Annotated in this window: 20 protein-coding genes and 1 tRNA gene; 17 read left to right on the top strand and 4 right to left on the bottom strand. The window is 49.8% G+C overall.

Translation table 11 applies throughout. The features are described from left to right. Nucleotides 1-2: 2 nt before the first annotated feature. The 4 genes from accD to CSC3H3_RS19135 all read right to left on the bottom strand — a co-directional run bounded on the left by accD (nt 3) and on the right by CSC3H3_RS19135 (nt 3358). Complete coding sequence (gene accD, locus CSC3H3_RS19150) at nt 3-935, bottom strand: acetyl-CoA carboxylase, carboxyltransferase subunit beta (RefSeq protein ID WP_101265165.1); 933 nt, start codon at nt 933-935, stop codon at nt 3-5. A gap of 54 nt (nt 936-989) precedes the next feature. Next, complete coding sequence (trpA, locus tag CSC3H3_RS19145) at nt 990-1838, bottom strand: tryptophan synthase subunit alpha (RefSeq protein ID WP_101265163.1); 849 nt, start codon at nt 1836-1838, stop codon at nt 990-992. After that, nucleotides 1835-3058 carry a tryptophan synthase subunit beta gene (trpB, locus tag CSC3H3_RS19140; protein ID WP_101285868.1) on the bottom strand — a complete coding sequence of 408 codons (1224 nt, stop codon included), beginning with the start codon at nt 3056-3058 and terminating at the stop codon, nt 1835-1837. Before trpB ends, trpA begins: the two co-directional genes overlap by 4 nt. 123 nt (nt 3059-3181) lie before the next feature. Continuing rightward, nucleotides 3182-3358 (bottom strand): zinc-finger domain-containing protein, encoded by a 177-nt coding sequence (locus CSC3H3_RS19135; protein ID WP_085578687.1) that lies wholly within the window; start codon nt 3356-3358, stop codon nt 3182-3184. 135 nt (nt 3359-3493) lie between these two features. Here CSC3H3_RS19135 and CSC3H3_RS19130 point away from each other — a divergent pair, with 135 nt between their 5' ends. From CSC3H3_RS19130 to CSC3H3_RS19050, 17 genes are all read left to right on the top strand, one after another. Further along, complete coding sequence (locus CSC3H3_RS19130) at nt 3494-4468, top strand: ABC transporter ATP-binding protein (RefSeq protein ID WP_101285867.1); 975 nt, start codon at nt 3494-3496, stop codon at nt 4466-4468. A gap of 237 nt (nt 4469-4705) precedes the next feature. Further along, entirely contained in the window at nt 4706-5791 is a 1086-nt protein-coding gene (locus tag CSC3H3_RS19125; protein ID WP_245881187.1) for an alpha/beta hydrolase, read from the top strand. Nucleotides 5792-5938: 147 nt separating this feature from the next. Next, nucleotides 5939-7675, top strand: coding sequence for an adenylate/guanylate cyclase domain-containing protein (locus tag CSC3H3_RS19120; RefSeq protein WP_101265157.1), 1737 nt, complete (start codon nt 5939-5941; stop codon nt 7673-7675). Between the two features lie 455 nt (nt 7676-8130). Further along, nucleotides 8131-8207: transfer RNA gene (locus CSC3H3_RS19115), tRNA-Arg, on the top strand. Between the two features lie 242 nt (nt 8208-8449). Continuing rightward, a complete protein-coding gene (locus CSC3H3_RS19110; RefSeq protein ID WP_101285866.1) occupies nt 8450-9904 on the top strand; it encodes a mannose-1-phosphate guanylyltransferase/mannose-6-phosphate isomerase in 1455 nt (484 codons plus the stop codon). Then, complete coding sequence (gmd, locus tag CSC3H3_RS19105) at nt 9904-11025, top strand: GDP-mannose 4,6-dehydratase (RefSeq protein ID WP_101285865.1); 1122 nt, start codon at nt 9904-9906, stop codon at nt 11023-11025. Before CSC3H3_RS19110 ends, gmd begins: the two co-directional genes overlap by 1 nt. After that, nucleotides 11025-12002 (top strand): GDP-L-fucose synthase, encoded by a 978-nt coding sequence (gene fcl / locus CSC3H3_RS19100; RefSeq protein ID WP_101285864.1) that lies wholly within the window; start codon nt 11025-11027, stop codon nt 12000-12002. The genes gmd and fcl overlap by 1 nt, the downstream gene beginning before the upstream one ends. A gap of 35 nt (nt 12003-12037) precedes the next feature. Continuing rightward, a complete protein-coding gene (locus tag CSC3H3_RS19095; RefSeq protein WP_245881186.1) occupies nt 12038-12652 on the top strand; it encodes a 5'-methylthioadenosine/S-adenosylhomocysteine nucleosidase in 615 nt (204 codons plus the stop codon). Nucleotides 12653-12752: 100 nt separating this feature from the next. Next, nucleotides 12753-14489 (top strand): ABC transporter ATP-binding protein, encoded by a 1737-nt coding sequence (locus CSC3H3_RS19090; RefSeq protein ID WP_101286329.1) that lies wholly within the window; start codon nt 12753-12755, stop codon nt 14487-14489. Between the two features lie 88 nt (nt 14490-14577). Then, nucleotides 14578-15348: a glucose-1-phosphate cytidylyltransferase gene (gene rfbF / locus CSC3H3_RS19085; RefSeq protein ID WP_101285863.1), complete on the top strand. Its 771-nt coding sequence runs from the start codon at nt 14578-14580 to the stop codon at nt 15346-15348. After that, entirely contained in the window at nt 15333-16406 is a 1074-nt protein-coding gene (gene rfbG / locus CSC3H3_RS19080; protein WP_245881185.1) for a CDP-glucose 4,6-dehydratase, read from the top strand. The genes rfbF and rfbG overlap by 16 nt, the downstream gene beginning before the upstream one ends. Continuing rightward, nucleotides 16403-16963: a dTDP-4-dehydrorhamnose 3,5-epimerase gene (gene rfbC / locus CSC3H3_RS19075; RefSeq protein ID WP_101285861.1), complete on the top strand. Its 561-nt coding sequence runs from the start codon at nt 16403-16405 to the stop codon at nt 16961-16963. Before rfbG ends, rfbC begins: the two co-directional genes overlap by 4 nt. Then, a complete protein-coding gene (locus CSC3H3_RS19070) occupies nt 16963-18186 on the top strand; it encodes a class I SAM-dependent methyltransferase (protein ID WP_101285860.1) in 1224 nt (407 codons plus the stop codon). The genes rfbC and CSC3H3_RS19070 overlap by 1 nt, the downstream gene beginning before the upstream one ends. Continuing rightward, nucleotides 18183-19301, top strand: coding sequence for a DegT/DnrJ/EryC1/StrS family aminotransferase (locus tag CSC3H3_RS19065; protein ID WP_101285859.1), 1119 nt, complete (start codon nt 18183-18185; stop codon nt 19299-19301). Before CSC3H3_RS19070 ends, CSC3H3_RS19065 begins: the two co-directional genes overlap by 4 nt. Then, nucleotides 19285-19938 carry a NeuD/PglB/VioB family sugar acetyltransferase gene (locus CSC3H3_RS19060; RefSeq protein WP_101285858.1) on the top strand — a complete coding sequence of 218 codons (654 nt, stop codon included), beginning with the start codon at nt 19285-19287 and terminating at the stop codon, nt 19936-19938. Before CSC3H3_RS19065 ends, CSC3H3_RS19060 begins: the two co-directional genes overlap by 17 nt. Next, the gene (locus CSC3H3_RS19055; protein ID WP_101285857.1) at nt 19938-20690 is read left to right on the top strand and encodes a cephalosporin hydroxylase family protein; all 753 of its coding nucleotides are present in this window, start codon (nt 19938-19940) and stop codon (nt 20688-20690) included. The genes CSC3H3_RS19060 and CSC3H3_RS19055 overlap by 1 nt, the downstream gene beginning before the upstream one ends. Beyond that, entirely contained in the window at nt 20683-21570 is an 888-nt protein-coding gene (locus CSC3H3_RS19050; RefSeq protein WP_157831961.1) for a glycosyltransferase family 2 protein, read from the top strand. Before CSC3H3_RS19055 ends, CSC3H3_RS19050 begins: the two co-directional genes overlap by 8 nt. Nucleotides 21571-21634: the final 64 nt, after the last annotated feature.

The following is a 21634-nucleotide window of genomic DNA, read 5'->3' as shown; positions in this document are numbered from 1 at the left end:
GTTCAGTCAGCTTTTTCCGCAGTTGTATTTTTGGATTTGGCATCGCCCTTTTTAGCGCCCTTGAGCGGCACAACCGACGCACCCGGTTTGGGGCGGCGGATCATGTCGATCAGGCGGCCAAAGGTTTCGTTCAGTTCGCTGCGCGGCACCACCATATCGACCATGCCATGTTCCAGCAGATATTCGGCTGTCTGGAAGTTTTCCGGCAGTTTTTCGCGAATGGTGTTTTCGATCACGCGGCGACCGGCAAAGCCGATCTGTGCGCCAGGTTCAGCGATCTGGATATCACCCAGCATGGCAAAGGATGCCGAAACGCCACCGGTGGTCGGGTCGGTCAGCAGCACGAAATAGGGCAGGCCCTTTTCCTTGACCTTTTCGATTGCAGCGGTGGTACGCGCCATCTGCATCAAGGAAAGAATGCCTTCCTGCATACGTGCGCCGCCCGATGCGGGAACGATGATCAGCGCTGCATCCTGGACAACGGCCAGTTCAGCGGCGGCAACAATGCCTTCGCCAACAGCAGTACCCATTGACCCACCCATGAAGGAAAAGTCGAACACAGCGATAACGGTGGCATGGCCGCCAACGGTGCCATGGGCAACAGCCAGGGCATCTTTGAATTCGGCTTTGGCCTGTGCGACTTTCAGGCGATCAGTGTATTTTTTCTGATCGCGGAAACGCAGCGGATCAACCGGGACCGAAGGCAATTCGATGGTCTGGTATTTGCCGCTGTCAAACATCAGTTCCAGACGGTTGCGGGCGGAAATCCGCATGTGATGACCGCAATGCTGGCAGACATGGTCATTCTTCGCGAGATCGCGATGAAAAATCATCTGTTCGCAGGACGGGCATTTGTGCCAGAGATTTTCGGGCACATCGCTGCGGCGAACCAGTTTCTGAATTTTGGGACGAACGAATTCAGTCAGCCACGACATATCGGATATTGATCCTCGGTTTTGCCTATATCGGTCTTGCTGGTGGGCGCAACGTTATTTGCGGGCGTTGCGCACGCCATCGGCCAGTTCACGTACCAGGCCAGTGACTACAAGGGCGGTGTTATCGGTGGCCTTGCCGTTTTCGTCAAGGCTTTCTGCGATTTTTGATACAATCGCCGAGCCAACAACGGCGGCATCGGCCTCACGGGCAACTTCGGCAGCCTGGGCTGGCGTTTTAATGCCAAACCCGACAGCGATGGGCAATTCGGTATGGCGACGCAGGCGGGCCATGGCCTCGACAATCTGGTCATTGGTGGCCGAACCAGCCCCTGTCACACCGGCAACCGACACATAATAAACAAAGCCGCTGGTGTTCTGTACCAGTTTGGGCAGGCGTTTGTCATCAGAGGTCGGGGTGGTCAGGCGGATAAAGCTAAGCCCCTTATTGACCGTCGGAATGCAAAGCTCGTTGTCTTCTTCGGGCGGCAGGTCAACAACGATCAGGCCATCAACGCCTGCATTGCGGGCATCTTCCAGAAACTCATCAACACCGTAAATATAGATGGGGTTGTAATAGCCCATCAGAATGATCGGTGTTTCATGATCCTGATCGCGGAAACCACGAACCAGCGACAGCGTTTTGCGCATATGCATGCCGGCGGCAAGCGCGCGGTTCGATGCTTCCTGGATCGCCGGGCCATCGGCCATCGGATCGGTAAAGGGCATGCCCAGTTCGATGATGTCCGCACCGGCTTCGGGCAGGGATTTCAGGATTTCAAACGAGGTTTCCGGGTCCGGGTCGCCAGCGGTGATGAAGGTTACCAGACCAGCGCGATTTTCCGCGCGCAGCTTGTCGAACCGTTTGGCGATGCGGTCCTGGCCGCCGATGATTGCGTCACTCACAGTTTGACTCCCAGTGCTTCAGCCACGGTAAAGATGTCCTTGTCGCCGCGTCCGCTCAGGCACATCAGAATGATCTGGTCTTTGCCCATTTTCGGCGCGGTCTTTACGATCTGCGCCAGGGCATGGCTGCATTCCAGGGCAGGAATGATGCCTTCTTTTTCCGAACACAGGGTGAAAGCATCGAGTGCTTCCTTGTCCGTGATCGAAACATAGGTCGCACGACCGTTATCTTTCAGCCAGGAATGTTCCGGACCAATGCCGGGGTAATCCAGGCCTGCCGAAATCGAGTCGGCTTCTTTGATCTGGCCGTCATCATCCATCAGAAGATAGGTGCGGTTGCCATGCAAAACGCCCGGGCGGCCTGCGGTCAGGCTGGCGGCATGATGGCCGGTATGCACACCATGGCCTGCGGCCTCGACACCGGTAATGGCGACGTCCTTGTCATCCAGGAACGGGTGGAACAGGCCCATGGCGTTTGAACCGCCCCCAACCGCAGCGATGACTTCATCGGGCAGGCGGCCTTCGGCTTCCAAAATCTGGGCGCGGGCTTCGTTGCCGATCACGCACTGGAAATCACGGACCAGCTCCGGGTAGGGGTGCGGGCCTGCAACCGTGCCAATGATATAGAAAGTATCGGCAACATTGGTGACCCAGTCACGCAGGGCTTCGTTCATCGCATCTTTCAGCGAACGCGAACCTGACGTTACCGGTTTGACCTCGGCACCCAGCAAACGCATGCGAAATACGTTGGGCGACTGACGTTCGATGTCTTTCGCACCCATATAGATCGTGCAGGGCAGACCAAAGCGCGCACAGACGGTGGCGGTTGCCACACCATGCTGGCCAGCGCCGGTTTCCGCGATGATGCGGGTTTTGCCCATGCGTTTTGCCAGCAGGATCTGGCCGATGCAGTTATTGATCTTGTGCGCGCCGGTATGGTTCAGGTCTTCGCGCTTGAAATAGATTTTTGCCCCGCCCAGATGGTTGGTCAGGCCTTCGGCGAAATAAAGCGGATTGGGACGACCCACGTAATATTTCAGGAAGTAATCCATTTCCCGGCGGAATTCGGGATCTTCCTTGGCATCCTTGTAGGCCTGCTCCAGTTCCAGGATCAGCGGCATCAGGGTTTCGGCGACAAAGCGGCCACCAAACTGGCCAAAATGCCCGTCAGGATCAGGCATGGAGCGGAAGCTGTTTAAGGAAGTCGGAGCAGACGTCATGGATAGTCCCCGTTTTGGGCCGCAGCATGATTGCCGCGACGGGTGAGGCGGGCAGGTCAGGACAGGTGAAAGCCCGGCAGACCCGGTGATGTGTTTAGACCGGGTTTTGCAGGCAGGGCGACCTTAGTGGTCGGCATGCGCCAGGGTTTTGTCCAGGATGTATTTCTTGGAGCAATAGGGGCAGACCACCTCGCCCTTTTCTTCAAGATTGAGATAAACGGTCGGGTGACCAAGATGGCCTTTGCCACCGTCGCAGGCGATATTCAGGCTGCCGACTTTGATTTCTTCGGTGATCTTCATATATCCAGTTCCCAGTTTGCGGCGATATTGACCCCGGTTCGACGGGGATGATACCCATAACGCATATTCAATCAACACTTCCGCATCGGTTTAGCGCAATTGCGCCATGTGGAAAAGAGCGGAGATCATGCATTTATGAATGCAATGCCCGATTATGCGATCGAGGTCGAAGGACTGACCAAGGTCTATAAAAGCGCGCAGGGTGAAAAGCTCGCGCTTGATGACGTTTCCCTGAAAATTCCCCGCGGGTCGTTTTTTGCTCTTCTGGGGCCGAATGGCGCCGGAAAATCGACTTTTATCAATATTTTGGCAGGTCTGGTAACCAAGACGGGCGGCAGCGCAAAAATCTGGGGCCACGACATTGTCGATGAAATGCGCCTGGCGCGCTGTTCGATTGGTATCGTGCCCCAGGAATTGAATCTGGATGCATTTTTCAGCCCGCGTCAGGCGATGGAATTGCAGGCTGGCCTGTATGGCGTGCCCAAATCCGAACGAAGGACCGACGAAATTTTGCAGGCTATTGGTTTGCTTGATAAGGCGGATTCGTATGCGCGTTCTCTTTCGGGCGGGATGCGTCGTCGTCTTCTGGTGGGCAAGGCAATGGTGCATAACCCGCCTGTTCTGGTGCTTGATGAACCGACTGCCGGTGTTGATATCGAACTGCGCCAGCAATTGTGGGCCTATGTGAAGGAACTGAACAAGGCCGGCGTGACCATTGTTCTGACCACGCATTACCTTGAAGAAGCCGAAGAGCTTTGTGATCAAATCGCCATTATCAACAAAGGCAAGGTTATTGCCCATGAAGACAAGAAGACCCTTCTGCGGCGTATTGATCACAAAGCGCTGATCCTGACGGTGAAGGGGACGCTTAATGGTGTGCCCGATGCCCTGACCCCGTGGGGGGCAGAGCAGAAAGGTGAAAGCCAGATCGCGCTTCACTATCGCCCGAGCGAAAACAGCATGGCTGACATTCTTCATGCGATCCAGGCCAGTGGCCTTGAGATTAATGACCTGTCAACCGATGAGGGCGATCTGGAAGATATCTTCCTGATGCTGACCCGCGAGAATGACAAGTCGCTGGCAGAAGGCAAATCTGGTCGCGCGGCCTGATAACAGCCAGTGAATGATTTGGGCATGACGCCCCTGATGATCCCGGCAGGAACAATTTCCTTGCCGGGATTGTTGTTTGTAACGGATGCTGGTTTTGAGGGTTATCCCAGCCCCGCTGATTTCTGCCCATAACCGGAGACCTGGCATTTGATGCATGATGTATCTGCGCAACAAAGGGCCAGGCGCCAGCGCGTGACGGGTTTGAAATTTTTGCCGATATCGAGGATTTGGGCGGGATTGGTCCTGCTGCCGGTTCTGGCATTTCTTGTCGCCTGTGCGCCCACCATCCGCCCGGCGGGTGATCCTGTGTCGCCGGTGGCATTCATTGCCGCTTCTGCCAAATCTGATCGCGCTGACCCTGCCGGGGTTTCAGGTTATTTCCAAACGGCTGATGGCACCCAACTGGCTTTGCAAAGCTGGCTGCCGGGGGATTTGGAAGGGGCCGCTGGGGCGGGTGTGGAAGTTGCAGGAGGTGCCGGTAAAGCCGCAGTCAGCGACAATAAGGGCGCGGCAACGCCACCAACTGCGGTTGTTTTGGCGCTGCATGGTTTTGGCGATTATGCCAATGGCCTTGCCGAAGCCGGGCAGGCGCTGCGCGGGCAAGACATTGCCGTTTATGCCTATGACCAGCGCGGATTTGGGCGCTCGCCCACGCGGGGATTTTGGCCGGGTATGACAACCCTGGTGCAGGATGCCAGCGACGCTTTGATGGTTTTGCATCATCGCTATCCCGATGTGCCGGTTTATCTGGCTGGTGTATCGATGGGGGCAGCGGTAGCGACCTTAACTGCAGCAACACGACCGCAATTGATGGATGGGGTTATTCTGGTGTCGCCCGCCGTGTGGGACCGGGGTGACATGCCCTGGTATCAGACGCTGCCATTGTCAGTTTTGTCCCACAGTTTGCCGTGGCTGCCGGTTTCGGGACGCGGGCTTGAAATTTGGCCATCTGACAATATCGAAATGCTGCGCCGCCTGTCGCGCGACCACAATATGTTATCGTCGGTGCGGGTTGATATGGTGGCGGGCCTTGCCGATCTAATGGATAGGGCGCGGATGCGCGCAGGCGATTTGCATTTGCCGGTTTTGTTGATGACGGGGCGGCGTGACCAGGTTATTCCCCCGGCGGTGATGGCGGATTTTGCACGTGACTTGCCGGAAAATGGCGGTAAAGGCGGGCTTGATAATGGATCGGCAACAATTTGTGTGTATGAGAAGGGCTATCACATGCTGTTGCGCGATTTGAACGGGCCACATGTGATTGCTGATATGGCAGCGTGGATAAAGGGCAGGCCACATTCGGGTTCGGCGCAATGCCGTTAACCGATTGCTTTTTGACCGCGCGGCCATGATCGGGTAACATTTTGAAGCATTTGAAAAATAAGGGCTGACAGGCCATTGATCGTCATCCTGTGAGGTGGCGTTTGGGATGGTAACGGATCAGTCCATTGCGGAAGGATCAGGGCCGGTATGCTGCGGACCGTTCGAGCAAAGTTCCTGGGGGTCGCGGCGTTTTTTGTCGTTTGCCTGACCATTGGAACCGGTTTCTCCGTAATCCAGTCGCTTGGCATCAATGGTGACCTTGAGGCCGTGTCGCGCTATGTGACGCCGGTCAAGGATGCACTTTCCGATGTGCGCGCCCGCCAGCTTGAACAGATATCCCTTCTTGATCGTTATATGCGTGTGCTTGATAGCGACGGGGCCGATGCCTCGCTTCTCAGCGGGATCGAGATCGAGATCAGCGCCAAACAGACCCAGATCGAACAGGCTTTTCGCAAGGCATTTACATCGGCCGCATTGGGCCGGGCACAGGCCAGCACGCATTTTGACCAGGGCGTTTTGCTGAACCTTGATGTGCGGATGCGCGAATTTGCAGATATTTCCTCGCAATTTAACCTGGGTGTTGAAAAGCTCCTCGATTCGGTGCGGGATGGCGATATTTTAACCGCGCAGCGCCAGGAAAACATCGTGCGCGGTATTCACCGCAATATCGTGCTTAACCTGCGCAGCGAGATTTTGCGCCTTGAACGCTATGTTGCCGAAACGGTCGAGGCGGTTTCAGCCCGCGAGGATTTCCTGATCCAGGCCGAATTTATCATGATGCTGCTTGCGGCGGTGGCAGGGCTTGGCATTGCCTATTATCTCGGGATCGGCGTTGCACGGACGGTTAATGATACGACCAAGGCGATTAACAGCGTGCAGTCCGGCCAGCTTGATACCAGTCTGGATTTCAAGGGGCAGGGTGACTTTTCTGCGCTGGCCAATGCCTTTAACCGGATGACGCGTGAATTGCGTGTGCGTTTTCGCATGCGTGAACGCTTTGGCAAATATGTTGATCCAAAGGTTCTGAATAATCTGCTGTCGCAGGAAACGGCGCTTGAAACCTCGCAAAAGCGGGTGATGACGGTAAGCGTGGTTAATTTGACTGGATTTGACTGGCTGGCGGAACATACAGCACCGGAAAAGCTGGTTGATTTCCTCAATGACTATCTGACCGCAATGACAGAGCCGATTTCCGGCCATAGCGGTATTATTGATAATTTCATTGGCGACCGAGTGATGGGCTTTTGGGGCCCGCCCTTTTGCAATGAAAAAAGCCATGCCATGCATGCCTGCAAGGCCGCATTGGAGCAGGTGGCCCGCTTTAACGCCCTTAAGACCAAATATGCCGATTTGATCGGCGATCACGGTCTGGATATCCGCATCGGGATTGCGACGGGTGAGGTTGTGGTTGGTTCGATCGGCACCGATAAATCCCGGGCCTATACGGTGGTGGGCGATTGCGTGAACTATGCGCACCGCCTTGAAAAGGCCAACCGCATTTATGGTACACGCATTCTTGCCTCTAACGAAACGGCAGGGCTGGCATCATCAGATGTGGAAATGCGCGACCTGGACCATGTGGTGCTGCTGGGCACGGAAAAGGTAGTTTATCTCTACGAGGTGCTTTCGGAAAGCGGCCAGCTTAGCGATGATCGCCGCGAATGGCGCCGGGATTACGAAACGGCCATGGGCTTTTACCGCGATGGCACATTTGACGAAGCGACCCCGTTATTTGAAAAAGTGCTGGAATTTAACGACAGCGACTTCGCCGCCCAGCTCATGATCAACCGCATGGAACGCCTCAGCCGCCGCGAACAGGACCGCGAATGGAACGGCACCTGGGTCGTGCGCGACCCCTATGAACGGCGGGATGTTGAGAGTTGATAAGCAGGCTGTTGAGATGCGTGAGCGACCGGTCCCGCCTCAGTTCTCTTTTTCCGGAGGCCTCGATCTACCCGTAAAGTCCGGTCGGCAAAGCTCGAGTATACAGCCCTGATCACTAGAATGGTCTGTTCATGCTTGAAGGCAGTGATGCCTTGCCTTTAATCAACGGCCTTCGTCCCAAGTTAGGGTCAGTGATCATAATCTTCAAAGGATGATGGCGACGTTTTTGAGGGTCAACAGCTAAATTTGTCTATAGCGGCAAAGTGCTGGATTTGAGCCTCACTGACCCCCTGGTGATCCAGGCCGTTTGTCACAGCATTTGCTTTCTATTGCAGGTCACGGTTATTGGAGGAAAGGGAAGGTATTATTGGTACTCCAGTGTCAAAAACCCTTGCTCGCGCGTCGCAAAACCTGTATCACCCAAACCGCTTGGTGAGATTGCACCAACGCCCTGCGCACCCGTAGCTCAGCTGGATAGAGCGTTGCCCTCCGAAGGCAAAGGCCACAGGTTCGAATCCTGTCGGGTGCGCCATTTTTCCTTTAAAAAAATTTCAGTCGCGAGTGACCGTTAGCTGTTTTGATGTATCAGGGCGGCATTGTTCGTTTGCAATCGTATCGCGACTTTCATAAAAACTTAGAAAAGGCTGGTGTTAAATTTGATCGCGCGGCCTGAGAGAATTAAAGGCATTTAGCACGGAAATTTTAAAAGCATTTGGGGCGCGTCAGTTTACTTAAATGAGACGTTCCGGGACGCTGCAGAGAGGCATGTTTTGAATGAATAGTGTCGTAAGTAATCATATTGTGTGTCCAATCGTCTTATGTGGCGGTTCTGGTACCCGTTTATGGCCGTTATCACGCCGGGATTACTCAAAGCAGTTTGTGCCCCTGATTGGTGGCAGGTCCCTGTTGGAGATGACGTTTTCCCGGTTAAAGCCTTTCGGGTCAATTGTCGCTATCGGTTCGGAAGCACAGCGTTTTCTGGTTGATGAAGCCGCTGGTCTTGCTGGTTGCGATGTCACGCAGGTGCTTGAACCGTTTGCTCGTGATACAGCCCCTGCGATGGCACTTGGTGCATTGGCGGTTGGCAAAGCAAATGACCTCCTGTTGTTTTGTCCAGCGGACCATTTTATTCCCGATGACGAGGCTTTTGTGGAAATGGTGCAAGGTGCGGCACCAGCGGCGGCCGAAGGCAAAATCGTAACGTTCGGTGTTGTGCCGCATGCGCCAAGTACGGCTTATGGCTATATTGAAATGGGTGAAAAGCTAGAGAATGGCTGTTTTCAGTCACGTGGCTTTTTGGAAAAACCCGGTATTGAACGGGCAACGCAATTTCTGGCATCGGGAAAGCATGTCTGGAATGCCGGGATTTTTCTGGTGCGCCGGGATGTTTTGACGGACGCCCTTGCGACATTTGCACCAACAACTCTGAAAGCCTGCGAAGAGGCGATCAGCCATCATTCAAAAGACGGACGGTTTATTCGTCCTGACGCCGCAGCCTTTGCCAATGCCGAAGCGAAAAGCATCGATTATGCAGTGATGGAAAAGGCCGAGAATGTCGTCGTCTGTCCCTTTTCCGGAAGCTGGAGCGATGTGGGCAGCTGGAATGCCCTGGCTGATCTTAATCCGGCGGATGAAGCTGGCAATAGCGCGGGTGGCGCGACTGGCAACGTAAAAGCCATTGCGACAGAAAATACATTTGTACATGCGGACCCGAACCGCCTTGTTGTCACCGTTGGTGTCAAAGACCTGATTGTTGTTGATACGCCAGACGCTGTCATGATCAGCAGTCGTGATGCCGTTGAAAGCATCAAGCAGGTGGTTTCCGAGCTTGCAGAGGAAGATCGTTCACAGGCCGTCGCACATCGCAAGGTCGCTCGCCCCTGGGGCGCTTATGACAGTATTGAAATTGGTGAACGCCATCAGGTGAAACGTATCACGGTGAAGCCGGGGGCCAAGCTTTCCCTGCAGCGCCACCATCATCGGGCCGAGCACTGGATCGTTGTGAAAGGTACAGCACTGGTAACCTGCGATGAGCGGAAGTTCCTGTTGCGCGAGAATGAATCAACCTATATCCCGTTGGGCGCCGTCCACCGGATGGAAAATCCCGGGAAAATCCCGCTGGAAATGATTGAAGTTCAATCCGGCACCTATCTGGGTGAAGACGACATTGTTCGCCTGGATGATGATTATGGACGTAATTTTAGCGATTTAGAGAGCCCTGCGGAATAATGACCAAAAAAGCACTGATTACAGGAATCACCGGCCAGGATGGCAGCTATCTGGCGGAGTTCCTTCTGAATAAGGGCTATGAAGTCCACGGGATCAAACGACGCAGCAGTTCGCTTAATACCAGCCGTATCGACCATCTCTATCAGGACCCGCATGCGTCTAATCGCAACCTGTTTCTGCATTATGGTGATCTGTCGGATACCAGCAATCTGACGCGCATCATAAATGACGTTCGTCCGGACGAGGTTTATAATCTCGGTGCGCAGAGCCATGTGGCTGTCAGCTTCGAAGCACCTGAATATACAGCTGACGTTGATGCCATTGGCACCCTGCGCTTGCTTGAAGCGATCCGGTTTTTAGGTCTGGAAAAAACAACCCGCTTTTATCAGGCCTCAACCAGCGAACTTTATGGTCTGGTGCAGGAAATTCCCCAAAAGGAAACCACACCCTTTCATCCGCGCAGCCCCTATGCGGTTGCCAAGCTTTATGCCTATTGGATCGCGGTTAATTACCGCGAAGCCTATGGCATGTATGCCTGTAACGGTATTTTGTTCAATCATGAAAGCCCGCGCCGCGGCGAAACGTTTGTGACCCGTAAAATCACCCGTGGCCTGTCAAATATCGCACAGGGTTTGGAACAATGCCTTTATATGGGTAACATGGACAGCCTGCGGGACTGGGGCCATGCCAAGGATTATGTCCGTATGCAATGGATGATGTTGCAGCAGGACAATCCCCAGGATTACGTGATTGCAACCGGTAAACAGTATAGCGTGCGCCAGTTTATTGAAAAATCGGCCGCCTATCTGGGCATAACATTGCGATTTGAGGGCAATGGTGTGGATGAACAGGCCATTGTCGAGCACGTTGAGGGCGACCTTGCCCCGGCGCTGAAGGCGGGAGATGTTATTGTCCGGGTAGATCCGCGTTACTTCCGTCCGGCGGAAGTGGAAACCCTGCTGGGGGATCCGTCAAAGGCGCATCAGGATCTTGGCTGGCTTCCGGAAATAACCCTGGAAGAAATGATTGATGAAATGATGGCGCATGACCTTGATCAGGCCCGCCGTCATGCATTGCTCAAAGAACATGGCTTTGACGTTGCCCTGCAGGTGGAAAGCTGATGACAACAGGCAAGCAAAGAATTTTTGTTGCAGGACATCGCGGCATGGTTGGCGGAGAAATATTGCGCCAGCTTACCGCAGATCATGACGTTGACCTGGTCACCCGCACCCATGCGGAGCTTGATCTGACGTCGCAGTCAGCCGTGCAGGATTTCTTTGCAGAAGAAAAAATCGATCAGGTCTATCTGGCGGCGGCAAAGGTTGGTGGTATCCACGCCAATAATACCTATCCGGCAGAGTTCATTTACCAGAACCTGATGATCGAAGCGAATGTCATTCACGCTGCCCATCTCACAGATGTGCAGCGTTTGCTGTTTTTGGGATCCAGCTGCATCTATCCGCGTGATGCACAGCAGCCGATGGCGGAAGATGCCCTGTTAAGCGGGTATCTGGAAGCGACCAACGAGCCTTATGCGATTGCTAAAATTGCCGGCATCAAAATGTGCGAGTCCTATGCCCGGCAATATGGCCGTGACTATCGCAGCGTCATGCCGACAAACCTGTATGGCCCGGGGGATAACTATCATCCGGAAAACAGCCATGTTATCCCTGCTTTGCTACGCCGGTTTCATGAAGCAAAATTAACGGATGCGCCATTTGTGCAGATTTGGGGGACAGGCACACCCTGCCGAGAATTCCTTCACGTCAGCGATATGGCGCGTGCGTCCATTTACGTGATGAATTTGTCGCCTGAAATATACCAGACCCATACATCCGAAATGTGCAGTCATATCAATGTGGGCTATGGCAGTGACATTGCGATTGGCGATCTTGCAAGACTGATTGCCAAGGTTACCGGCTATCAGGGTGATGTCACCTTTGATCCGACCAAGCCGGATGGCACGCCGCGAAAACTGATGGATTCAACACGTCTAAGGTCTTTTGGCTGGAAACCGGAAATTGATCTCGAAGCTGGCCTGGCCTCCACTTATGAAATATTCCGTGCTGAATATGATCAGGGTGTCGCAAAGGGGTGATACCGGGAGCAAGCCGGAAACGGAGCCAAATCTGCGTGGATAAACCAGATATTCTTTACTGCATGGCAGCCCCGGCTGAATATGGGCCGCATCTTCAGGCGCGGATTACGCCTGAAATGATTGGGGTGGGGCCGGTTGAGGCGGCGGTTAATTTGACGGCGGTTATGGCGCGGCGCGAGGTGCTGGGGCAGCTTCCTGATGTGGTTGTGTCGTTGGGCTCTGCCGGATCACGTGATCTGGTGCAGGCAGAGATTTATCAGGTCACTGCCGTTTCCTATCGTGATATGGACGCATCGCCCTTGGGGTTTGAAAAAGGCTGCACGCCTTTTGTCGAGTTTCCGGCCATTGTTTCGCTGCCCCTTCGTATTCCCGGTATTGCCGAGGCAACGTTATCGACGGGCGGAAATATCGTTTCAGGTGCAGCCTATGACGGGATTGCGGCCGATATGGTGGATATGGAGACCTATGCCGTCTGGCGGGTATGTCAGAAATTTGGTCTGCCGTTGATCGGCCTGCGGGGCATTTCCGATGGCAAAAAGGACCTGACCCATATTTCCGACTGGACCGAATATTTGCATATTATTGATGAGAAAATGAGTTTGGCTGTTGATCATCTTGAATGTTTTATGGCGCTTGGGTGTCGATTTTAGTGGTCCGCCATAATGATGCATTTTTGGTAATGGTTTTTAATTTTGATTAATCCGAAAAGGGAAAAGAGTGTTTGTTTTGATAAAGAGATTTTATGCACACATGACCCGGCGTAGACGTTTTCAATTTATGCTTCTTTTCGGGTTGATATTTTTTTCGGCGCTTGCTGAAATGATTAGCATTGGCGCGGTTGTTCCGTTTCTTGGTATTATTTCTGCGCCCGATAAGGTTTTTGAATATGAGATAGCTAAACCAATTGTGGAATTTTTCGGATTTACAAAACCTAATCAACTTTTGGTGCCGCTTACTGCTATTTTTGCGGGAACCGCCATATTTTCGGGGGCTTTGCGGTTGGCGCTTGTGATTGTTCAGACCCGACTTTCTTTTTCTGTTGGTCATGAAATTAGTGTCAATATATATCAAAAAATTCTTTTCCAGCCATATTATATTCACGCCTCACGAAATAGCAGCGATGTAATAAATAGCATATATACAAAGTCGTCAACGGTGACATCAGGTGTTATATTGCCATTTCTAACACTTATGCATGGCGTTGTGATGATGTTATCAGTGATGGCGTCTTTGATTTTTATTAATCCGATGGCATCGATTTCTTCGTTTATGGGATTTGGGTTCATCTATTTTATTATAATTGTTTCGACTCGAAATCAGCTTGTTTCAGACAGCCAAAAAGTTGCAGATAGCTCTACTGAAGCTATCAAGGTGTTGCAAGAAGGTTTGGGTGGAATTCGAGATGTTCTGATACATGGGAGTCAGAATACTTACTGCAACTATTATCAAAGCGCGGATTTTGGATTAAAAAGAGCTTTGGGTAATACATATATTATTGGGCAAAGTCCTCGATTTTTAATGGAGGCGTTAGGCATATTATTGATGTCTGTTCTTGCATTTTTCCTTGCTAGCCAAAGCGATGGAATAATAGGCGCCATTCCGGTCTTGGGTGCAATTGCACTTGGTGCGCAAAGGTTGCTTCCGGTTTTACAGCAACAGTATCAGGCGTGGTCTTCGCTTCGTGGGTCGCAAATTTCGTTTGAAGATACCTTAGATTTGCTTGATCAGAAGCTGCCTGACTACGTCATTTCTGGTGGTGTGAAACCAATTTTTTTTGAAAATGAGATTTACTTGGATCATGTATCGTTTTGTTACGATAAAAATCAAGATTGGATACTCCGAGATATTGATTTCAAAATTAAAAAAGGAAGCCGTGTAGGTTTTGTTGGAGTTACGGGTAGTGGTAAAACGACATTAATAGATATTGTAATGGGTTTATTGGTGCCGACAGAAGGAACTGTGAAAGTTGATGGCGTCGCGGTTTCAGAGGAAATTGTTCCAGCTTGGCAGAAACATATTGCGCATGTCCCGCAGGATATTTTTTTGGCTGATACTACAATTGCGGAAAATATTGCTTTTGGCGTTCCTCGGGACCAGGTCGACTTAGCTAGGGTAAAAGACGTAGCGTTTCATGCAAATATATTAAGGACAATTGAAAGTTGGCGTGATGGTTTTCACACTGTTGTTGGAGAACGAGGAGTCAAGTTAAGTGGTGGTCAACGTCAGCGCATAGGAATTGCACGTGCACTTTATCGACAAGCTGACGTAATCATTTTTGATGAGGCAACCAGTGCTCTCGATAGTGAAACAGAAGAAGCAATTATGGAGGCAATCGACGGTTTGAGCAGAGATTTAACAGTCCTTATGATTGCTCATAGGCACTCAACTCTTCGTGCTTGTGACGAAATTGTTCATATTGCTAATGGGAGTATAGAATTATTTGGCGACTACCAAAATTTTATTAAAAGAAACGTGAAGTTATCATGAAATAATTAATATTTTTGGGTTTAGTATTTTTTATTAATGCGAATATTTGGTGTCTAGTTTTTGGATTTTGTTTATCGGAGTGATTGGTATGTTTGCTGTAATACTGGCTGGCGGTTTAGGTACGCGTATTGCCGAAGAGACGCATCTTAAACCAAAGCCCATGATTGAAATAGGCGGAAAGCCAATTCTTTGGCACATTATGAAATTGTATTCAGCCCATGGAGTTAATGATTTCATTATTTGTTGCGGTTATAAAGGGTATATAATTAAAGAGTATTTTGCTAACTATTTTCTGCATATGTCTGATGTAACATTTGATATGTATTCCAATAAGATGGAGGTGCATCATCAAAAGGCTGAACCTTGGCGGGTAACTCTGGTGGATACCGGAGAAGATTCCATGACGGGTGGGCGGCTCAGGCGCGTTTCCGACTATCTTAAAAATGAAAAAGATTTCTGCTTTACATATGGCGATGGTGTTGCCGACATCGATATTAGTAAACAGATCGAGTTTCACAAGGCGCATGGGAAGTGGGCAACTGTTGCTGCAGTGCAGCCGCCAGGGCGATATGGTGCGCTTGATCTTGAAGGAAAAAGTGTCTCCGGTTTTACTGAAAAACCCAGGGGTGATGGTGGTCTTATCAATGGAGGATTCTTTGTTCTGTCAGCGGAAGTATTCTCGCTGATTGAAGGCGATAACACGTCTTGGGAAGCGGGGCCTCTTCAAACACTCGCGCGTGACGGGCAACTGATGGCATGGCAGCACGATGGTTTTTGGCAGCCAATGGATACGTTGCGTGATAAGAATCATCTTGAGAGTCTTTGGGCAAGCGGGAAAGCTCCGTGGCGCCACTGGTGATGGAGAATAGTTTGGGATTTTGGCACGGTAAACGGGTTCTTTTAACCGGGCATACCGGATTTAAAGGTGGTTGGCTTGCGCTGTGGCTGAAGCGGTTGGGGGCCGAGCTGACAGGTGTCGCTTTACCTCCGGAGAGTTCTCCTAACTTGTTTACGCTGGCCAATATTTCTGAAGGGATGGGCAGTTATTTTTGTGACATCCGGAATAGAGATGAAATTAAACGTATAATTCGTAAAGCTAAGCCAGAAATAGTGTTTCATCTTGCAGCACAGCCACTAGTACGGGAAAGTTATACAAATCCGGTTGAAACTTTTGATGTCAATATCATGGGAACTGCTCATGTGCTGGATGGTTTGCGTGACTGCAAAGATGCTAAAGTTGCGATCATAATTACAACGGATAAAGTATATCACAATAATGAATGGTCCTGGCCATACCGGGAAGAGGACAAATTAGGTGGATATGATCCCTATAGCGCTAGCAAAGCCGCCAGTGAGTTAGTTGTTGCCAGTTACCGGGATGCTTTTCTGAGAGAGCAGGGGGTACGGGTTGCAACTGCGCGTGCAGGAAATGTCATTGGCGGCGGAGACTGGTCAGAGGATCGACTGCTCCCAGATGCTGTTCGGGCGTGGCAAGCAGGTGATGTTCTTGAGGTTCGACGACCGGATTCGGTTCGTCCATGGCAACATGTTCTTGAGCCTCTTTCTGGGTATTTAAATCTTGCCGAAAAACTGTGGCTAAATTCTGCGATGCCAGGTGCTTATAACTTTGGTCCTGAGACGAGTGAGGCCGCAAGCGTTAAAGACGTCATTGAGTTGGCTAAATACGCATATGGACGAGGTGAGGTTCGGTATTGCGACACCGTGAAAGGCGTTCATGAAGCTGGTTGGCTGGCGCTGGAAATCTCAAAATCGCGTACTGAATTGGGTATGAGCCCGAAATGGCCACTGAAGGAAGCGTTGCAGCGGACGATGCATTGGTATCGCGCTCAAAACGAGGGGCAAAATCCTGTTTTACTGTGTGAGCACGATATTTTGGCGTTTGAGGCAGCTCCATGAATCGTTTTACAGCGACATCTTTGTCATTAGCCGGATTGTATTTAATCCAGCGTCAGAAACTGGGAGATTCGCGAGGATTCCTTACCCGCCTTTTTTGTGTAGAGGAACTTCGGACGGTTGGATGGATTAACTCTATTGCGCAATTAAATCACACCCTTACCATAAAAAGGGGCACACTGCGCGGACTGCATTTTCAGCATCCCCCTCATGGCGAGATGAAGTTGGTAAGTTGTCTTCGGGGTGAAGTCTGGGATGTTGCTGTTGACCTGCGTAAAGGGTCACCGACGTTCTTGCAGTGGCACGCTGAAATTCTCTCGGAAGAAAATAACAGGGCAATGTTAATACCTCGCGGTTTTGCGCACGGCTTTCAAACCCTTTCTGATAACGTTGAAATGCTCTATTGCCACACGGAGGCTTACCGCGCGTCTTTCGAAGGTGGGGTGAATTTTCATGATAAAAAACTGGAAATTTCTTGGCCATTGGAAGTAACTGAGCTATCTCCTCGAGATCAAAATTTGCCGATGTTGGAAGATAGATTTGAGGGGCTTGTGATCTGATGAAATGTCGTCATTGCACAACTGAACTGCGCCACACTTTTCTTGATCTTGGTTATGCGCCCCCCTCTAACGCCTATCTAAAAGAAGAAGATCTTTGTAAACCAGAAGTCTATTTTCCCTTGAGAATTATGGTTTGTGATCAATGCTGGCTGGTGCAGACAGAAGATTACGCCGAGGCAGAGGAGCTGTTCAGTTCTGAATATGCTTATTTTTCCAGCACATCCAAAAGCTGGCTTGCTCATGCTGAACGTTACGCGACTGCTATGATTGAGAAATGTTCGCTTGGCACGGAGAGTCTGGTTGTCGAAATTGCCTCAAACGATGGCTACCTGCTGCGGAACTTCGTCGCAAAGAATATTCCCTGCCTCGGGATCGAGCCAACCGCCAGTACGGCCGTTGTTGCCGAGCAACAAGGTATACCGGTACTTCGAGAATTTTTTGGTCAAGCCCTTGCCCAAAAATTGGTCGCCGATGGTCAACAAGCTGACCTGATTGCTGGCAACAATGTCTATGCCCATGTGCCCGACATTAATGATTTCACACGTGGACTGAAAACTCTGTTAAAATCTGGCGGCACCATCACGCTCGAATTCCCGCACGTTATGCGACTGATAGAATTCACTCAATTCGATACAGTGTATCACGAACATTTTTCCTATCTGTCGCTCTACACTGTGCAGCGGATATTTAAAGCAGCGGGTCTGAGAGTGGCCGATGTCGAAGAATTGTCCACTCACGGCGGAAGCCTGCGGGTATTTGGCTGCCACGATGACGATCCGCGCCCAGCTTCTAGTGCCGTAACAGATATTCTTAATGAAGAAGAAAAGTGCGGATTACAGGACATCGTAATTTATCGCGATTTTCAGGATCGGGCCGACAGCGTCAAGAATAATCTGCTTACTTTTTTGCTACAGGCGAAAAATGACGGCAAAACAGTTGCCGCCTATGGTGCCGCCGCCAAAGGAAATACCTTGCTAAATTATGCCGGAATAAAACCCGACCTGTTGCCGTTCGTCTGTGATGCCGCGCCAGCCAAACAAGGCAAATACATGCCGGGCAGTCACATCTCGATCATGCCCCCTCGCCAGCTTGACGAAAAAAATCCAGATTACCTCATCATCCTCCCATGGAATATTTATCCAGAAATCCGGCACCAATACAGCAATCTCGCTGACCTTGGCACCAAATTTGTAACTGCCGTTCCGGAGCTGACCATACGATGAATAATCGTATCCACTACACCAAACCCTCGATAACAGAACTTGAAGTTCGATACGCAACCGACGCAGCTGCGAACGGGTGGGGCAGTAATTGTTACGATTACATTTATCGTTTTGAAGACGCCTTTAAAGCGCACCTTAACGTAGATTACGCAATTGCAACTTCGAGCTGTACTGGCGCGCTGCATATGGGGATGGCAGCCCTCGGTATTGGTCCAGGCGATGAGGTGATTTTAGCCGATACAAATTGGATCGCCACAGCAGCACCCATTGTTCATTTAGGCGCAACGCCAGTTTTTGTAGACATCTTGGCCGACACCTGGTGCCTTGATCCAGAACGGGTTGAAGCAGCAATCACACCGCGCACAAAAGCAATTATCGCTGTCCATCTTTATGGCAATCTTTGCGATATGGGCCGCCTCCTAGCAATCGGCCAACGGCATGGAATTCCGGTGATCGAAGATGCCGCTGAAGCGATTGGCTCGATTTATAAAGGCAAGCGTGCCGGCAGTATGGGAAAATTCAGCACATTCTCCTTCCACGGCACCAAAACAATTACAACTGGCGAAGGTGGCATATTCGTCACCAACGATGCAGAATTGTATGAGCGTGTATTGACATTAAGCAATCACGGTCGTGCGAGGGGTCAAACTAAACAATTTTGGCCCGATGAAATTGGCTTTAAATATAAGATATCGAACATACAGGCTGCTATTGGTTGCGGCCAAATTGAACGTATCAACGAACTAATACATCGCAAGCGCGAAATTTTATCTTATTACCGTGAACAGCTAAAAGACATTACGGAAATTTCATTAAATCCTGAGAATCTTGACACCGTGATTGGAGCCTGGATGCCAACTATTGTATTTAATGCCTCCGCAAATGTGTCCAGTGAAGATTTGCAACATGCCTTTAACGCCCAAAACATCGATGCGCGCGTATTTTTTTCTCCTCTTTCCGGGATGCCTATGTTTGAGCCAAGACCTGAAAATTCAATTGCTTGGAGCATTCCAAACCGTTCAATGAATTTACCAAGCTATCACGACATGAAAAATAGAGATCAAGACAGGATTGTAGGCACAATTATTCGGATAGCCAATGAATCAACCAAATAAATATATTATTTGGGGGAGCGCTGGTCATGCAAAGGTCTTAAACGACATCTTGCAGGTCAGAAAGTCCAATATAATTGCGCTATTTGATAATGATGATAGCATAAAGTCGGCTTTAGAAGATGTTCCGCTATATCACGGTTGGGTCGGTTTTCATAAATGGCGGAAAGAACATCCCATAACAGACATTTCTGCCGCAATCGCAATTGGTGGAAATTCAGGCCGCGCGCGCCTCGAAATCGGTAAAAATTTTCTTGCTTTGGGTATTTCTACCCCGAAAATAATCCACCATACCGCCACTATCGCGCAATCTGCGTGTATTGAGCAAGGCTGTCACATTCTTGCTCAAACGATGATTTCAAGTGATGTCATTATCGGGGAATTTACAATTATTAACAATTGCGGATCCGTAGATCACGAATGTACTTTGGGAAAGGGTGTACACGTTGCGCCCGGAGCCGTACTTTGCGGTTGTGTGATGGTCGGAGACTATACCATGATTGGTGCTGGTTCTGTGATACTTCCGCGTATAAAAATCGGTGAAGGTGCCATTGTTGGAGCAGGATCAGTTGTAACAAAAGACGTTCCAAGCCACACAGTTGTCGCAGGCAATCCTGCAAAAATTATTACGAGGAAATAATGATTGAATCAGAGAATATCTTAAAGATGAGCCAAGATGCATCCCTCCTGGCAGAGACAAAGGATTATTTCAATAAATTATGCCAATATAAGTACTCGTATCACTTTGATTGGATGGAAAGACCAATCATTCAGTTTCCACAAGACATCGTCGCGATGCAGGAACTCATTTGGTCAATAAAGCCCGATCTGATCATTGAAACAGGTATCGCTCATGGAGGGTCATTAATTTTCAGCGCATCGATGTTGGCCATGCTGGATATGTGTGATGCTATGGAACAGAAGCAGTTGATGGATCCAAGTACTTCGAGCCGGAAAGTACTTGGAATTGACATCGACATTAGAGCCCACAATAAGGAGGCAATACAGGCTCATCCGATGGCTTCCCGGATTGAAATGATTCAGGGCTCAAGCATCTCAACAGATGTCATCGAACAGGTAAAACAAATCGCGCAGCAGTATTCGCGGGTCTTGGTCTGCCTTGATAGTAATCACACTCACGATCATGTTCTAGCCGAACTTGAGGCCTATGCGCCGCTTACCAGCATTGGCAGCTATTGTGTTGTATTTGATACCGTAGTCGAAGATATGCCAAAAGATATGTTCCCAGACCGCCCCTGGGGGCCTGGAAACAACCCTAAAACAGCGGTTTGGGAATATCTGAAATCGCATCCCGAATTTGAAATAGATAAGAGTATTGAACATAAATTAATGATCACTGTAGCACCCGATGGATACCTTAAACGTGTCTGATGCTTGCTCGGCAGTTCCATTAGTTTCAATTGGCGTTCCAGTTTACAATGGCGAAGCAACGCTTGCTGCAGCTCTTGAATCGTTGGTGAGTCAAAGTTCTTCTGATTTTGAAATTATTATATCCGATAACGCTTCGGATGACCGGACACAGGAAATTTGTCGGGAATATGAAGAACGATATGATAATATTTTTTATGTCAGGCAAGATCAGAACATTGGAGCGACAAATAATTTTAGGTTTGTTTTAGATCGGGCTCGGGGACAATATTTTATGTGGGCGGCCGCAGACGATTTGCGGTCACCTGACTTTATAGAAAATAATGTCTTGTTCTTGAATGATAATTCGGATTATGTGGCTTCTGCAGGTCCGAACTGCTTTGAAGGTTGCGAGCTTAATAAAGAACAGTGGGTGTCTTTTTTAATTAAAGGAGATACTCCTTCTGATCGATTTCTTGAGTTTTTTGAATACTGCTGGAAATCTAACGGTGTTTTTTATTCTTTGATTCGAACTGAAATAGCAAAGAAATGTTGGTTTGTTGGGGATTCTTTTATAGCCGCCGATTGGGCATTTAACCTTTTTATACTTACGCATGGAAAATTTAATCGAGTTGATCGAGGTCTGACTGTTCTAGGTGTGGATGGTGTAAGCAATCAACCAAATGCCTATCGACGGTTCAGAAACCGAAAAATAGAGATTTTGTTTCCATTCTATCAATTGAGCGTGTATGTGTTCGTATGGTCAAAAAAGTTTCCGGCTCGAGCGAGGATTTTGTTGATGTCGAAATTGCTAAAACTGAATATTCAAGCGTTTTTTAATCAGATTTATTCTGACTTATATCGGTTTTACTGCGGTGTTCGGAGCGAAATATTTTCTAAATGAAATTTATTTTTTGATATAAAGCTTTGTGATGGTAAATAGATGCTATGATGTATACGTTATTGTT

This window comes from Thalassospira marina (genome assembly GCF_002844375.1).
GTDB classification, from domain to species: Bacteria; Pseudomonadota; Alphaproteobacteria; order Rhodospirillales; family Thalassospiraceae; genus Thalassospira; species Thalassospira marina.
This window is presented reverse-complemented; position numbering and strand designations above follow the sequence as displayed.